Consider the following 14,857-nt stretch of genomic DNA (forward strand, 5'->3'; position numbering starts at 1 on the left):
CCGTGAACGACCTGGACCGTACCGCCGAGACCGCCGCCGCCCCGACGTCCGTCACCCGGATGCGCCCGCTGCTCTGGCTGGTGCTCATCGTGAGCGTGGCCGCGAACGTGGTGCTGTCGAGCGTCGTCGGCAACCCGTGGGCCGGCTCCGCCTTCGGCGCGCTGGCGCTGCTGAGCGGGGGGACCCTCGCCGTCAACCACTACCGCAACCGCTGACCCGTCGCCGGCCGCGCGCCGGCGCCGGACAGCCGGGCAGGGCGGGCCGTGACGACGACGGCCCGCCCTGCGGCGTTAGCGGCGCAGGTGAGCGTGCGACGGGTGCGTTAACGCTGCGAATCGATTGACAGCCAGCTATATGAACGCCAGGCTAGGGGACGTTGTTAGCGTTAACGCGGCCGTCATCTCCACCGCAGAGAAAGGCCCCCGTCGTGCCCCTGACCCGACGCGCGTTCACAGTCGGCGCCCTGTCCGCGGCTGCCGCCGCCTCCGGCGCGCTCAGCCTGCCCCGCGGCGCGCTCGCGGCGGCGAACACCGCCTACGCGATGGCCTACTTCACCGAGACGCCGAACGGCCTCGGCGCCGACTACGGCCTGCACCTGGCGGTCAGCCGGGACGGGCTGAACTGGACGCCGCTGAACCAGAACAACCCGGTGGTCACCCCGACCGCCGGGCAGCTCGGCCTGCGCGACCCGTTCGTGCTGCGCAGGACCGACGGCACCTTCGTGGTGCTGGCCACCGACCTCAAGGGCACCAACTGGGGACTGACCAGCCAGTACCTGCACGTGTGGGACTCGGCCGACCTGACCGCGTTCACCGGCTACCGGCGCATCCGGATGCACACGCTCGACACCCACACCTGGGCGCCGACCGCGTTCTGGGACGCCGCCCGCGGCCAGTACGCCATCGTCTACTCCGCCAACAACGGCCGGGACGTGTTCCTGGTCAACTACACCAGCGACTTCCGCACCGTCAGCGCACCGCAGGTCTACTTCAGCCCCGCCTTCGGCGTGCTCGACGGCGACGTGGTGGTCGACGGCGGCACCACGTACCTCTACTACAAGAACCTCGACGACGGATACCTCTACGGCGCCCGCTCCACCACCGCCGCGCCGAACAGCTTCACCACGTACACGAGCGGGCTGCGGCAGGGCAACGCGATCGAGGCGCCGCTGCTGCTGCGCACCAACGAGGGCGGCTGGCGGCTGTGGGGCGACTCGTTCAGCCCGGTCAACAACGACTACTACGCCTGGTCCACGACGACCATCTCCGGCAACTCGTGGACGCCACTGAACCAGCGGGACTACACCCCGCCGCTGAACTCCAAACACGGCTCGATGATCGGCATCACCGACGGCGAGTACGCCGCGATGGTCAACCGCTGGGGCACGCCGAACTGGGTCCGGCTCAAGTCGTCGAACCTGCCCGACCGCTACGTCCGGCACGCCGACCGGGTCGCCCGCGTCGACGCGTACCCGTTCGACCCTTACCAGGACCAGATGTGGCGGATGGTCCCCGGCCTGGCCGACGCCGCCGGCGTCTCGTTCGAGTCGGTCAACTACCCCGGCAACTACCTGCGGCACTACGACTACGCGGTCCGGCTGGACCCGAACGACGGCACCGCCACGTTCCGCGCCGACGCCACCTTCCACCGCACCGCCGGCCTGGCCGACGCCACCTGGTCGTCGTTCCGCTCGCACAACTACCCCACCCGCTACCTGCGGCACTACGACTACCGGCTGCGCATCGACCCGCTCGGCGCCGGATCCCCCGCGCTCGACCGGCAGGACGCCACCTTCCGGGTCACCGCGTAACCGTCCCCCACCACCACCGTCCCGCCACGGAGGCCGTCCATGCCCGCTCCCCTGGTGAACCGCCGATTCCTGCTCCGCGCCACCGGCGCCACCGCCGTCGCGGCCACCGCCGGCGCCGCCGCCGGGTCCGTCACCGCAGGCGGTACGGCGCACGCCGCGCTGCCACCGGCCCGCCCCGACATCGGCGTGTCCGCGTACGCCTTCGACCCGGGCCAGGTCCGGCTGACCGCGAGCCGGTGGCAGGACAACCAGAACCGCACAGTGGCGTACCTGCGCTTCGTGGACGTCAACCGGCTGCTCTACAACTTCCGGGCCAACCACCGCCTGTCCACCGGCGGCGCCGCCGCCAACGGTGGCTGGGACGCGCCGAACTTCCCGTTCCGCACCCACATGCAGGGTCACTTCCTGACCGCCTGGGCGCAGGCGTGGGCGGTGCTCGGCGACACCACCTGCCGGGACAAGGCGCTCACCATGGTCGCCGAGCTGGCCCGCTGCCAGGCCAACAACGGCGCGGCCGGGTTCAGCGCCGGCTACCTGTCCGGCTTCCCGGAGTCCGACTTCACCGCGCTGGAGGCCCGGACGCTCAGCAACGGCAACGTCCCCTACTACTGCATCCACAAGACGCTGGCCGGGCTGCTGGACGTGTGGCGGCTGATCGGCAGCACCCAGGCCCGGGACGTGCTGCTGGCGCTGGCCGGCTGGGTCGACCAGCGCACCGGCCGGCTCACCTCGGCCCAGATGCAGGCCATGCTCGGCACCGAGTTCGGCGGCATGAACGCGGTGCTGACCGACCTCTACCAGCAGACCGGCGACGGGCGGTGGCTCACCGTCGCGCAGCGGTTCGACCACGCCGCCGTGTTCAACCCGCTCGCCGCCAACTCCGACCAGCTCAACGGGCTGCACGCCAACACGCAGGTGCCCAAGTGGATCGGCGCGGCCCGGGAGTACAAGGCCACCGGCGTCACCCGCTACCGGGACATCGCCACCAACGCGTGGGCCATCACCGTCGGCGCGCACACGTACGCCATCGGCGGCAACAGCCAGGCCGAGCACTTCCGCGCCCCGAACGCGATCGCAGGCTACCTGCGCAACGACACGTGCGAGGCGTGCAACACGTACAACATGCTCAAGCTGACCCGGGAGCTGTGGCAGCTCGAGCCGGACCGGGTCGCGTACGCCGACTTCTACGAGCGCGCGCTGCTCAACCACATGATCGGCCAGCAGAACCCGGCCGACGCGCACGGCCACGTCACCTACTTCACCCCGCTCAACCCGGGCGGGCGGCGCGGTGTCGGCCCGGCGTGGGGCGGCGGCACCTGGAGCACCGACTACAACTCCTTCTGGTGCTGCCAGGGCACCGGGCTGGAGACCAACACCACGCTCGCCGACGGGATCTACTTCCACAACGGCACCACGCTGACCGTCAACCTGTTCATGCCCTCGGTGCTGACCTGGAGCCAGCGCGGCATCACCGTCACCCAGGCCACCTCGTACCCGGTCGGCGACACCACGACGCTGACCGTGGCCGGCTCGGTGAGCGGGTCGTGGACGATGCGGATCCGGATCCCGGCGTGGACCAGCGGGGCGAGCGTCAGCGTCAACGGCGTCGCCGCGGGCATCGCCACCACGCCCGGCAGCTACGCCGTCCTGACCCGCGACTGGACCTCCGGCGACACGGTCACGGTCCGGCTGCCGATGCGCGTGGCGACGGTGGCCGCAAACGACGACGCCGCGGTCGCCGCCGTCACGTACGGGCCGGTGGTGCTCTCCGGCAACTACGGCAACACCTCGCTGAGCGCCCTGCCGACGCTGGATCCCGCCTCGGTCACCCGGACCGGCACGGGCAGTCTCGCGTTCACCGCCCGCGCCGACGGCGCCACCGTCAACCTCGGCCCGTTCTACGACGCCCACGGCCACAACTACACGGTCTACTGGCGCGTCGGCGCGGGCGGCGGCGGTGGTGGCGAGGCGAGTTTCCGGCTGGCGAACGCGGCGAGCGGCCTGGTGCTCGGCATCCAGAACATGTCCACCGCCGACGGCGGCCTCGCGCTGCAGTGGGGCGACACCGGCACCGCCGACCACGACTGGCAGCTCGTCGTCGACGGGTCGGCGCTGCGGTTGCGCAACGTCAACAGCGGCAAGGTGCTGGGCGTGGAGAACATGTCCACCGCCGACGGCGCGCGGATCCTGCAATGGGCGGACAACGGCACCGCCGACCATCTCTGGACCGTTGTCGACGTCGGCGACGGCAGCCACAAGCTGCGCAACGTGCACACCGGCAAGCTGCTCGGCATCTCCGGCGGCTCGACGGCCCAGGGCGCGTTCGCCGTGCAGGACCCGGACAACGGCAGCCTGGACAACCAGTGGCGGTTCCTGCCCAACGGGGCGCGGCGGATCCAGAACCTCGGCAGCGGGCTGGTGCTCGGCGTGCAGAACATGTCCACCGCCGACGGCGGGCTGGTCATCCAGTGGGGTGACACCGGCACCGCCGACCACCTCTGGACCGCGCTCGTGGACACCGGCGGCTACCTGCGGCTGCGCAACGGCAACAGCGGCAAGGTGCTGGGCGTCGAGGGCGGCTCGACAGCGGCCGGCGCCCGGATCGTCCAGTGGGCCGACAACGGCACCGCCGCCCACAGGTGGCGGCTGCGGCACGGCGGCGGCGGATGGTTCCGGATCCAGTGCGCGAACGGGGGCCGTGTCCTCGGCCTCAGCGGCGGCTCCGCGGCCCAGGGCACGCAGGCGGTCCTCGCCGACGACACCGGCGCCGCCCACCAGCGCTGGCGCTTCCTCTGACAGTGATGATGTGGGAGCGGGTCACCCGGCCGGTCTGACTCACCCTCTGACTGACCTTGGGTGTCTTCTAGGGGATTCGTCGGCTTGTCCGGGTGACCCGTTCCTGCACTCACCTGCTGGGCGTTCGTGACCTGATAGGAGCCTGTGCAAGAGGTCCCGTCACTGTCCTGTCCGCCCGTCCCGGCGGTGCGTGCCGACCCTGTTCGGTGCAAGCGAAAGGGACGACGGTTTCAGCATGGCAGCCAAGAAGCGTCAGGTCACAGGCGGCGTCGACACTCACGGCAAAACTCATCACGCCGCCGCCATCGATGGTGCCGGCCGGGTACTGGGCGACCAGGAATTTCCCGCTTCGGCGTCGGGCTACCGGCAACTCCTGGCCTGGCTACGCCGGTTCGGTCAGGTGATCAAGGTCGGGGTGGAGGGCACCGGCACCTACGGCGCGGGCTTGGCCCGCCATCTCACCGCGCAGAGCGTCACGGTGGTCGAGGTCGACCGCCCGGACCGGCGCGCCCGCCGCGCCAAGGGCAAGTCCGATCCTCTCGACGCGCTTGCCGCGGCCAGGGCGGCCCTGTCCGGACAGGCCAGCGGCACCCCGAAGACCCGCACTGGCCCGGTCGAGGCCATCCGCGCTCTGCGGGTGGCCCGCCGCGGCGCGATGAAGGCCCGCACCGCCGCGCTCAACCAGCTCCACGGTCTGCTCGCCTCCGCGCCGGAGTCTCTGCGCCACGACCTCAGCCACCCGCAAGCACCACTGGTCGACCGGTGCGCCGCGCTAATCGTCGACGAGACCCGACTCACCGATCCCGTCGAGGCCACCAAAGCCGCCCTGGCCGCCATCGCCGCCCGGATCCAGGCCCTGACCGCCGAGATCACCCACGCCGACCGGCGACTACGACCCGCCGTCGCCCGCACCGCCCCACACCTGAACGCCGTCCACGGCGTCGGCACCGACGTCGCCGGTCAACTCCTGACCACCGCCGGCGACAACCCCGACCGGCTGCGCTCCGAAGCCGCCCTGGCCCACCTCTGCGGCGCCGCACCCATCCCCGCCAGCTCAGGACGCACCGACCGACACCGCCTCAACCGAGGCGGCGACAGAGCCGCCAACTCAGCCCTGCACACCATCGCCCTGGTCCGCATGCGCCACGACCCCCGCACCCGCGCCTACGTCGACAAACGCACCAAACAAGGACTCAACAAGAAAGAAATCATGCGCTGCCTCAAGCGCTACATCGTCCGCGAGATCCACACCGCCCTCCTCGCCGACTTCACCACCCTCAACACCGCTTGACTTCTATAGGAGCATCCCACCCCCGCCGCCGCCCCAGCTCGCCGATCTTGCACTATCGGACCCCGCGAAGTTCGCCAACCGGACACCCTGGGGGCCCGAAGTGCAAGATCGGCGAGGGCGGGTGGGCGCCGAGGACGGGTGGGGTCAGCGGGTGGGGGGTGGGCCTACGCTGCGGCGCGGGACCAGCGTCGGGGCGATGGTCTGGCGCAGCGGGCCGGCCGACTCCGACTCGATCTGGGCGAGCAGCAGGTCGAGGCTGGCCGCGGCCACGGCCGTGAAGTCGGGCCGCACCGTGGTCAGCGGCGGGATGAAGTACGCCGCCTCGGGCACGTCGTCGAACCCGACGACGCTGATGTCGTCCGGCACGCGACGGCCGTGCTCGTGCAGCGCGCGCAGCACGCCGAGCGCCAGGTGGTCGTTCGCCGTGAAGACCGCGGTGACCTCCGGCATCCGGGCCAGCATCTGCCCGCACCGGTAGCCCGCGGCAGCGGACCAGTCCGCCGGGACCAGCGGGGGGATCTCGGCGCCCGCCTGCCGCAGCGCCTCGCGCCACCCCTCTATCCGGCCGGCGCTGTCGAACCAGTCCGACGGGCCGGACACGTGCCAGACGGTGCGGTGCCCGGCGGCGAGGAGGTGCTCGGTGGCGGCCTTGGCGCCGGCGACCTGGTCGACAGTGACCAGCGGGATGGGTCGCCGGGGATCGCCGTCGACTGTCACCAGCGGCACGTCCTGAGGCAGCCGTTCGAGCGCCTCCCCGGCGGACTCGACCGGCGCGATCACCACTATGCCGGCGACCCGGTGCGCCAGGTGCCGCTCCACCGCCGCCGAGATGGAGCGGTGGTCGAGGTCGCGGACACTGCCGATGCTCACCGCGAAACCGGCCTCGGCGGCGGTCTGCTCCAGCGCGGCCAGCAGCGAGGCCGGGCCGTACAGCGTGGTGTTCTGGGCGACCACGCCGATCACCTGGGATCGGCCGGTCACCAGCGCGCGGGCCGCGCGGTTGGGCCGGTAGCCGAGCTCGGTGATGGCGGCCTGGACCCGCAGCCGGGTCTGTTCACGCACATTGGGATGCCCGTTGAGGACCCGGGAGACCGTCTGGTGCGAAACCCCGGCGAGGCGAGCCACGTCCGTCATCGCAGGACCGCGCACGGCCACCTCACTTTCGCCACTGCCCGCGGCGGCCGCACCCGGTCGATCTCGACCGGACCGTCCCGGGTGGCGACAGTCTACGCCAGCGGTCCCCTCGGTATCCGCACCGCCGATCGACCGTTCCCACCGTGGCGCGCCGATATCGCGGAATCGACAGGCGGCTCATTCCCTTCCGTTACGCAGTGGCACGAACAGGCAGCTCGGAGCGGGTGGAATTGGGCCCGGGGTGCGGCATTTCCGGCGATTGCCGGAGCCGCACCCCGGGCTATTGAAGATGTGTCAACGGCCGCGAATAGTGACCGTTGTCACGGTGTCGTCAGCGAGAACTGCCGCACCGTTACCGCGCCGCCCAGGGATTGGGTGGCGTAGTTGAAGAAGCCGAACCGGTAGCCCATGAAGAACTGCCACGCGTTGTTGAGCGTCAGCGCGTTGCCCAGCGACACGAAGTTCACCCCGTCGGTGCTGTAGGAGAACCGCGCCTGCCGCCCGGAGCCGGGCCGGATGTCGGCGTTCGCGCGCAGCCAGATCCGCCCGCCGGACACCGCCGCGCTGGCGATCTCCGTCCCGGTGCTCGTGGTGTTCCAGTTCGAGCCCATGGTCAGGCCGTTGGTCATCACCACCCGGGTCGCGCCGTTGTCCCGCCGTACGCCGATCCAGGCCGAGCTGTCCCGCAGCATCGCCAGGCCGGCCCGGTCACCGTCGCGCATGGTCGAGTAGTCCAGCTCGATGGTGCCGGTCGAGGTCGGACCCTGGATGCGGTGGGTGAGCGTGTTGCGGGCCCGGTACAGGTCGTTCGTGACGGTGGCGGTCTGCAACCGCAGGCCGTTGTTCACCGACCACCTGCTGTTGTCCGGGTTGTGGTTCCACTCGTACTGCACGCCGAGCGTGGTGCCGGAGAACGTGTCGGTGCCGGTGAGCGGCTTGACCGGACGGGTCGGCAACGGGTTCGGGTAGCTGGCGCCCCAGGCCCCGTTGACGGTCTGCACCTGCGGCCAGCCGTCGGAGGTCCAGGTGATCGGCGCCAGGGTCGGCATCCGGCCACCGGGGTACGCGTCGGTGAAGGCCATGTAGTACCAGGCGCCGGTCTGCGTCTGCACCAGCCCGCCCTGGTGCGGCACGCCGCCACCGGAGATCGGGCCGGGCAGGTTCAGCAGCACCTGCCGCTGCTCGTACGGGCCGAACGGGCCGTTCGTGGACTTCAGCACGTACTGGCCGTTGGCCGGGCGGGTCAGCCAGATGTAGTACGCGCCGTTGCGCTTGTAGAAGCGCGCGCCCTCCAGCGTGCCGATGCTCGACGGCGTCTGGTAGACCTGCTGGGCCCGCACCTGGCTGCGCCCGTCGGCGGACAGCTGGGCCACGCTGATCGTGCCGTTGCCGTACGCGACGTACATGGTGTCGTTGTCGTCGATCAGCATGCCGGCGTCGTAGTAGCAGTTGGGGATGGTGCTCAGGCGGCTCCACGCGCCGTCGACAGCGGCGGCGGTGTAGATGTGGGTCTGCGCGAAGTCGATGCACCCGGCCCAGTAGAACGTGCGGTTGCTCGGCCGGTAGTTGAGCGTCGACGCCCAGATGCCGTCCACGTACGCCTGCTCGCTGCCGCTCAGGTCGTACTTGGTGCCGAACTCCAGCCGCGGCACCGAGTGCCCGGCGAACTCCCAGTTCACCAGGTCCCAGGAGCGCAGCACCGGCGCGCCCGGCGAGTAGTGCATGGTGGAGGCGGACATGTAGTAGACGTCGCCGACCCGGATGATGTCGACGTCGGCGAAGTCCTGCCAGACCGCCGGGTTGGTGAAGTTGCCGCTCGGCGTGCCCGGGTCACCCGGGTTGTCGCCGACGCGCACCAGCTGCCACTGCTGGTTCGCGCCGTTCCAGTCGTCGTACTGAACGATGTTGCCGCCGTCGGCGGTGGAGGCGTTCTGCACCTCCATCACCTTGTTCGAGTTCCGGTTGATCAGCCGGACGTACCCGCTGTCGGAGTCGGCCAGCCGGAACTGCTGGTTGGTGCCGCCGTGGTCGGTCCACTGGACCACCGCCGCGCCGTTGGCGGTGGACGCGCCGGTCACGTCCAGCACCTTGCCGGAGTGCCGGGAGCGCAGCCGGTAGTAGCCACCGCCGGAGTCCACGAACTGCCACTGCTGCCAGGCGCCGTCGTTGCGCGTCCACTGGGTGATCCGCGCACCGTCGTTGGTGGCCTGGTTGTACAGGTCCAGCGCCTTGCCGCTGTTGCGGTTCACCAACACGTAGTACGCGCTGGTGTCCACAGTGGCCGCCGAGACGGGCGCGGGCACGGCGCCCACCACCACGCCACCGACCAGCAGCGCCACCACCCCGGCCAGCAGCCGGGACAGGCGTCCACGTCCACGGGACAGTCGAGCCGTCACCACGATCCTCCTTCGTCGACCGGAGCCCGGGCACGGCGGCACGCGCCGACGACGTCGGCGTTATCGCTAACAGCGATGCCCACCCAGGCGGGAGTCGGATCCCTGGCAACTGCGGCGCAGATCGCGCCCGGAACGGCCCGCGAGCGGTGCCGGTGACCCTATCCATCGACTGTGAGCGATAACATGTCGTTCGTCAAGGCGTAACACGAGCCGCCCGCCACGCGGGCCGCGTGGCGGGCGGGCGGGCCGGCGTGGCGGGCGGCGAGTGCTCAGAAGCCCCGGGCGAGCCGGTAGTACGCCTGGTTCCAGCGCAGCTCGTCGGCGAAGCGGTGCGGGCGCGTGTCGGCGTCGATGACCACCAGCTCGGTCCGGGCCATCGCGGCCAGGTCGCGCAGCTCCTCCACGCCGACGGCCTGGGAGAGCACCGTGTGGTGCGGGGCGCCGGCGGTGATCCACGCCTCCGCCGAGCCGGCCAGGTCGGGCTGCGGACGCCAGACCGCGCGGGCCACCGGCAGCCGGCGCAGCGGGTGCGGCGGCGGCACCACGTCCACCGTGTTGGCGACCAGCCGGAACCGCTCCCCCATGTCCGCCATGCCCAGCACCACGGCCGGGCCGGGCGCGGCGTCGAAGACCAGGCGCACCGGGTCCTCCCGCCCGCCGATGCTCAGCGGGTGCACCTCCGCGCTCGGCACGTCGGCGGCGATGCTCGGGCACACCTCCAGCATGTGCGCGCCGAGGATCAGCTCCTGGCCGAACGTCAGGTCGTAGGTGTAGTCCTCCATGAACGAGGTGCCGCCGGGCACGCCGACGGCCATCGCCTTGAGCGTGTGCACCAGCACCGAGGTCTTCCAGTCGCCCTCGCCGCCGAAGCCGTAGCCGTCGGCCATCAGGCGCTGCACCGCGATGCCGGGAAGCTGGCGCAGCCCGCCGAGGTCCTCGAAGTTCGTGGTGAACGCCCGGAACCCGCCGGCTTCCAGGAACGCGCGCAGGCCCAGCTCCTGACGCGCCGCGTACCGCAGCGAGTCGTGCCGGTCCCCGCCGGGCCGCAGCTCCGGCGCCACCCGGAAGGTGTCGTCGTACTCCTTGACCAGGTCGTCCACCTGCGCGTCCCCCACCTGGTCGACGGCCGCGACGAGGTCGTTGACGCCGTAGGTGTTCACCGAGACGCCGAAGCGCAGCTCCGCCTCGACCTTGTCCCCCTCGGTGACCGCGACGTCGCGCATGTTGTCGCCGAAGCGCGCCAGCCGCAGCGTCCGCAGCGCCGACCAGCCGACGGCGGCCCGGGCCCAGGCCGCGACCCGGCCGGTGACGCGCGGGTCGGTGACGTGGCCGGCGACGGTCTTGCGGGCCACCCCGAGCCGGGTCTGGACGAACCCGAACTCCCGGTCGCCGTGCGCGGCCTGGTTGAGGTTCATGAAGTCCATGTCGATCTCGTCCCACGGCAGCGCCACGTTCGCCTGCGTGTGCAGGTGCAGCAGCGGCGTCCGCAGCGCGTCCAGCCCGGAGATCCACATCTTGGCCGGGGAGAACGTGTGCATCCAGGCGATCACCCCGACCGCGCCCTGCACGGCCGCGTCCCGGCACACCGCCAGGATGTCCGCGCTGGAGGTGAGGACCGGCTTCCAGACCACGCGTACGGGGATGTCCGGCGACTCGTCCAGGCGCGCGGCGATCTGCCGGGACTGCTCGGCGACCTGCCGCAGGGTGTCCTCGCCGTAGAGGCCCTGGCTGCCGGTGAGGAACCAGACCTCGGGCTGGGGGTGAGTTGCCATGTTGTTGCCTTCCGCGCTAGGAACCGTCACTTGAACCGGATGCCGATGAGCCGCTGGAGGAGGATGAACGCGAAGAGCAGCCCGCCGATCACGATCTTGGTCCACCAGGAGTTGAGGCTGCCGTCGAACGTGATCAGGGTCTGGATCACGCCGAGCACCAGCACGCCGAGCACGGTGCCGAAGACGTACCCGGAACCGCCGGTGAGCACGGTGCCGCCGATCACGACGGCGGCGATCACGTCCAGCTCCATCCCGACGGCGATCAGCGGCGCGCCGGAGAGCGTGTAGAACGACAGCAGGATGCCGCCGATCGCCGAGCAGAGCCCGCTGATCGTGTAGACGGCGATCCGGGTCCGCGCCACCGGCAGGCCCATCAGCAGCGCCGACTGCGCGTTGCCGCCGACCGCGTACACGTTGCGACCGAACCGCGTGTACGCCAGCACGTACGCCGCGACCAGCACCACCGCGAACGCGATCAGCACGCTTATCGACACGAAGTTGCCGGCCGGATCGCCGATGCGCTGCTGCGACATCGACGTCCAGAAGCCGTCGGTGATGGAGATCGAGGAGTCGCTGATGAACGTGCACATGCCGCGGGCGAAGAACATCCCGGCGAGCGTGACGATGAACGGCTGGATCTCGAAGAAGTGGATCGCGCAGCCCATCAGGAAGCCCAGCGTCGGGCCGATCAGCAGCGCGATCACCAGCACCAGGGCCGCGGGCAGGCCGTCGCGCAGCAGCGACGCCGACACCATCGCGGTCATCGCGACCACCGAGCCGACGGACAGGTCGATGCCGCCGGTGAGGATCACGAACGTCATGCCGACCGCGACGACGAGCACGAAGCCGTTGTCGATGAAGACGTTGAAGACGACCTGGATGTTGGAGAACGCGCGGTACTGGGACACGCCGATGCCGTACATGACGAGCAGCAGGGCGAGCGTGGCCAGCACCGGGACGTGCCGCCGCGGCAGGCTGGGCCGCCAGGAGCGGCCGGTGCTCAACGACGTGCTGCTCATGCGGGCACCTGCTCCTTCTCCCGCTGCGGCGCCGCCGGCCCGGGCTCGGTCCCGCGCCGCCGGCGCAGCCGGGCGCGGAACGCCGGGGCCTGCACGAGGCAGACGGCGATGACGACGACCGCCTTGAACAGCAGCGACGTCTGCGGCGAGATGTTCATGGCGTACACAGTGGTGGTCAGGGTCTGGATGATCAGCGCGCCGAGGACGGTGCCGCCGAGGGAGAACCGGCCACCGGCGAGCGACGTACCGCCGATCACGACCGCCAGGATCGCGTCGAGTTCGATCCAGAGGCCGGCGGCGTTGCCGTCGGCGCTCGACACGTTCGCGGTGACCATGAAGCCGGCGAGCGCGGCGCATACGGCGCTGATCACGTAGACGAGGAAGACGATGCGGCGCGACCGGATGCCGGCCAGCCGGCTGGCCTCGGCGTTGCCGCCGACCGACTCGACGATCAGGCCGAGCGCGGTGCGCCGGGTGAACGCGGCCACGAGCAGCGCGGCGGCGAGCGCGATCAGGATGGCCAGCGGCAGCGTCAGGAAGTGCCCGAGCCCGATCGCCCGGTACGGACCGGAGTTGATCGTGATGATCTGCCCCTCGGTGACCAGCTGGGCGATGCCCCGTCCGGCGACCATGAGGATCAGCGTCGCGATGATCGGCTGGATGCCGATGACCGCCACGAGTATCCCGTTCCACGCGCCGAGCACGAGCGCGGCGCCGAAGGCCAGGGCCAGCGCGGTCGCCACCGTGGCCGGGCTGTTCTGGTCGGCCGCCCCGCTGATGTGCAGGCAGGCGATCGCGCCGCTGATGGCGCAGAGCGAGCCGACGGACAGGTCGATGCCGCCGGTGGCGATGACGAGCGTCATCCCGAGCGCGACGAGGATCAGCGGCGCGCTCAGCCGCAGGATGTCGATGGGCGTGCCGTACAGGTGGCCGTTCTTGACCTCGACGGCGAGGAAGCCGGGACGGTAGACGGTGTTCGCGGCGAGCATCACCACGAGCACCAGCGCCGGCCAGAACAGGCGGTGGCCGGTAAGCGGGCGGAGGCGGTCGGCGACGGCGGTCATCGGGTCACCTCCTCCCGGGGGGTTCCGCTGGCGATGGTGCGCATGACGCGGTCGGCGTCGAGCGTGTCGTCGTTGTCGAGCTGGGCGACCATCTCGCGGTCGCGCATGACCGCGACCCGGTGGCTCAGGCGCAGCACCTCCTCCAGCTCGGCGGAGATGAACAACACCGCCATGCCGCCGTCGGAGAGCTGCACCACCAGCTTCTGGATCTCGGCCTTCGCGCCGACGTCGATGCCGCGGGTCGGCTCGTCCAGGATGAGCAGGCGCGGCTCGGTGATGAGCCAGCGGGCCAACAGCACCTTCTGCTGGTTGCCGCCGGAGAGGTTGCGCACCGGCAGCTCAGGGTTGGCCGGGCGGATGCTGAGCGCCTCCACGTACCTGCGGACCAGCTCGTCCTGGCGGCGGCGCGGGATCGGACGCAGCCAGCCGCGCGCGGCCTGCAACGCCAGCATCATGTTCTCCCGGACCGTCAGCTCCGGGACGATGCCCTCGGCCCGGCGGTTCTCCGAGCAGAATCCGACACCCTGACCGATGGCCTGGATCGGGTTGCGCACCGGCGCCCGGCCGCCGTCGAGCCGGACCTGGCCGTGGTCGGCCCGGTCCGCGCCGAAGATCAGCCGCGCCACCTCGGTGCGGCCGGAGCCGAGCAGGCCGGCCAGGCCGACCACCTCACCGGCGTGGATGCGCAGGCTGAACGGCGCGACCGCGCCGCGCCGGCCCAGCCCGGCGGCGTCCACGAGCGGGGCCTCGTCGTCGGCGTCGACAGTGGCGCGCTTCTGCTGCTCGTCGAGCCGCTCCAGCACGTCCAGCTCCTGCCCGATCATCTTCTCGACCAGGCTGAACTGCGGCAGCTCCTCGGTGCGGTACTCCCCCACCAGCGTGCCGTTGCGCAGCACGGTGATCCGGTCGGCGATGCCGTAGACCTGGTCGAGGAAGTGCGTGACGAACAGGATCGCGATGCCCTCGTCGCGGAGCTGGCGCATGATCCGGAACAGCTGCGCCACCTCGCCGGCGTCCAGGCTGGACGTCGGCTCGTCCAGGATCAGCACCCGCGCCTGCACGTCGATCGCCCGGGCGATGGCGACCATCTGCTGCACCGCGAGCGAGTACGTGCCGAGCGGCGCGGTGACGTCGAGGTCGAGGTCGAGCCGGGCCAGCAGGTCGCGCGCCCGCCGGCGCATCTCGCCCCAGCGGACCGCGCCGAGCCGGCGCGGCTCGCGGCCGATGAACACGTTCTCCGCCACCGACAGGTTGGTGCAGAGGTTGACCTCCTGGTAGACGGTGCTGACGCCCGCCGCGGCGGCCTGCATCGGGCCGCTGAACGAGACCTGTTCGCCGTCGAGGGTGATGACGCCCGCATCGGTCCCGTAGACGCCGGTCAGCACCTTGATCAGGGTGGACTTGCCGGCGCCGTTCTCACCCATCAGGGCGTGGACCTCACCCGGGAACAGCCGGAAGTCGACGTCGTGCAGCGCGCGGACCCCGGGGAAGGTCTTGCTGATGCCGGTCATGGTCAGAACCGGACGGTTACCCGTCATCCCATCGGACCTCTTCTAGACGGTGGTGGCACGGGGG

The 14,857-nt window shown here is 71.1% G+C and carries 10 protein-coding genes; 4 read left to right on the forward strand and 6 right to left on the reverse strand.

Annotated elements, in window-relative coordinates; all coding sequences use genetic code 11:
* The first annotated feature begins 2 nt into the window (after positions 1-2).
* The 4 genes from MicB006_RS13760 to MicB006_RS13775 all read left to right on the forward strand — a co-directional run bounded on the left by MicB006_RS13760 (position 3) and on the right by MicB006_RS13775 (position 5,897).
* Entirely contained in the window at positions 3-215 is a 213-nt protein-coding gene (locus tag MicB006_RS13760; RefSeq protein ID WP_073828120.1) for a hypothetical protein, read from the forward strand.
* A 212-nt stretch (positions 216-427) separates the two neighbouring features.
* Positions 428-1,810: a glycoside hydrolase family 43 protein gene (locus MicB006_RS13765; RefSeq protein ID WP_116506545.1), complete on the forward strand. Its 1,383-nt coding sequence runs from the start codon at positions 428-430 to the stop codon at positions 1,808-1,810.
* 39 nt (positions 1,811-1,849) lie between these two features.
* Positions 1,850-4,606, forward strand: coding sequence for a beta-L-arabinofuranosidase domain-containing protein (locus MicB006_RS13770; RefSeq protein WP_116506547.1), 2,757 nt, complete (start codon positions 1,850-1,852; stop codon positions 4,604-4,606).
* 235 nt (positions 4,607-4,841) lie between these two features.
* Entirely contained in the window at positions 4,842-5,897 is a 1,056-nt protein-coding gene (locus tag MicB006_RS13775; protein ID WP_116505163.1) for an IS110 family transposase, read from the forward strand.
* 144 nt (positions 5,898-6,041) lie between these two features.
* Here the strand turns inward: MicB006_RS13775 and MicB006_RS13780 are convergent, their stop codons facing one another.
* The 6 genes from MicB006_RS13780 to MicB006_RS13805 all read right to left on the reverse strand — a co-directional run bounded on the left by MicB006_RS13780 (position 6,042) and on the right by MicB006_RS13805 (position 14,820).
* Positions 6,042-7,031 (reverse strand): LacI family DNA-binding transcriptional regulator, encoded by a 990-nt coding sequence (locus MicB006_RS13780; RefSeq protein WP_192900237.1) that lies wholly within the window; start codon positions 7,029-7,031, stop codon positions 6,042-6,044.
* A 320-nt stretch (positions 7,032-7,351) separates the two neighbouring features.
* A complete protein-coding gene (locus MicB006_RS13785; RefSeq protein ID WP_116511416.1) occupies positions 7,352-9,427 on the reverse strand; it encodes an RICIN domain-containing protein in 2,076 nt (691 codons plus the stop codon).
* Positions 9,428-9,696: 269 nt separating this feature from the next.
* Positions 9,697-11,199 (reverse strand): L-arabinose isomerase, encoded by a 1,503-nt coding sequence (gene araA / locus MicB006_RS13790; RefSeq protein WP_073828114.1) that lies wholly within the window; start codon positions 11,197-11,199, stop codon positions 9,697-9,699.
* A 26-nt stretch (positions 11,200-11,225) separates the two neighbouring features.
* The gene (yjfF, locus tag MicB006_RS13795) at positions 11,226-12,218 is read right to left on the reverse strand and encodes a galactofuranose ABC transporter, permease protein YjfF (protein WP_116506549.1); all 993 of its coding nucleotides are present in this window, start codon (positions 12,216-12,218) and stop codon (positions 11,226-11,228) included.
* Positions 12,215-13,282 (reverse strand): ABC transporter permease, encoded by a 1,068-nt coding sequence (locus tag MicB006_RS13800; protein WP_116506551.1) that lies wholly within the window; start codon positions 13,280-13,282, stop codon positions 12,215-12,217. Before MicB006_RS13800 ends, yjfF begins: the two co-directional genes overlap by 4 nt.
* On the reverse strand, positions 13,279-14,820 hold the full coding sequence (locus tag MicB006_RS13805; RefSeq protein ID WP_073828107.1) for a sugar ABC transporter ATP-binding protein: 1,542 nt from the start codon (positions 14,818-14,820) through the stop codon (positions 13,279-13,281). The genes MicB006_RS13800 and MicB006_RS13805 overlap by 4 nt, the downstream gene beginning before the upstream one ends.
* Positions 14,821-14,857: the final 37 nt, after the last annotated feature.

Origin of the sequence: Micromonospora sp. B006 (assembly GCF_003408515.1) — a bacterium.
GTDB lineage: Bacteria > Actinomycetota > Actinomycetes > Mycobacteriales > Micromonosporaceae > Micromonospora > Micromonospora echinospora_A.

Excerpts from the sequence above, each read along its gene's own strand:
- MicB006_RS13770 (WP_116506547.1), top strand. The coding sequence starts at position 1,850 with ATGCCCGCTCCCCTGGTGAACCGCCGATTCCTGCTCCGCGCCACCGGC.
- MicB006_RS13775 (WP_116505163.1), top strand. The coding sequence starts at position 4,842 with ATGGCAGCCAAGAAGCGTCAGGTCACAGGCGGCGTCGACACTCACGGC.
- MicB006_RS13780 (WP_192900237.1), bottom strand. The coding sequence starts at position 7,031 with ATGACGGACGTGGCTCGCCTCGCCGGGGTTTCGCACCAGACGGTCTCC.
- araA (WP_073828114.1), bottom strand. The coding sequence starts at position 11,199 with ATGGCAACTCACCCCCAGCCCGAGGTCTGGTTCCTCACCGGCAGCCAG.
- yjfF (WP_116506549.1), bottom strand. The coding sequence starts at position 12,218 with ATGAGCAGCACGTCGTTGAGCACCGGCCGCTCCTGGCGGCCCAGCCTG.
- MicB006_RS13800 (WP_116506551.1), bottom strand. The coding sequence starts at position 13,282 with ATGACCGCCGTCGCCGACCGCCTCCGCCCGCTTACCGGCCACCGCCTG.
- MicB006_RS13805 (WP_073828107.1), bottom strand. The coding sequence starts at position 14,820 with ATGACGGGTAACCGTCCGGTTCTGACCATGACCGGCATCAGCAAGACC.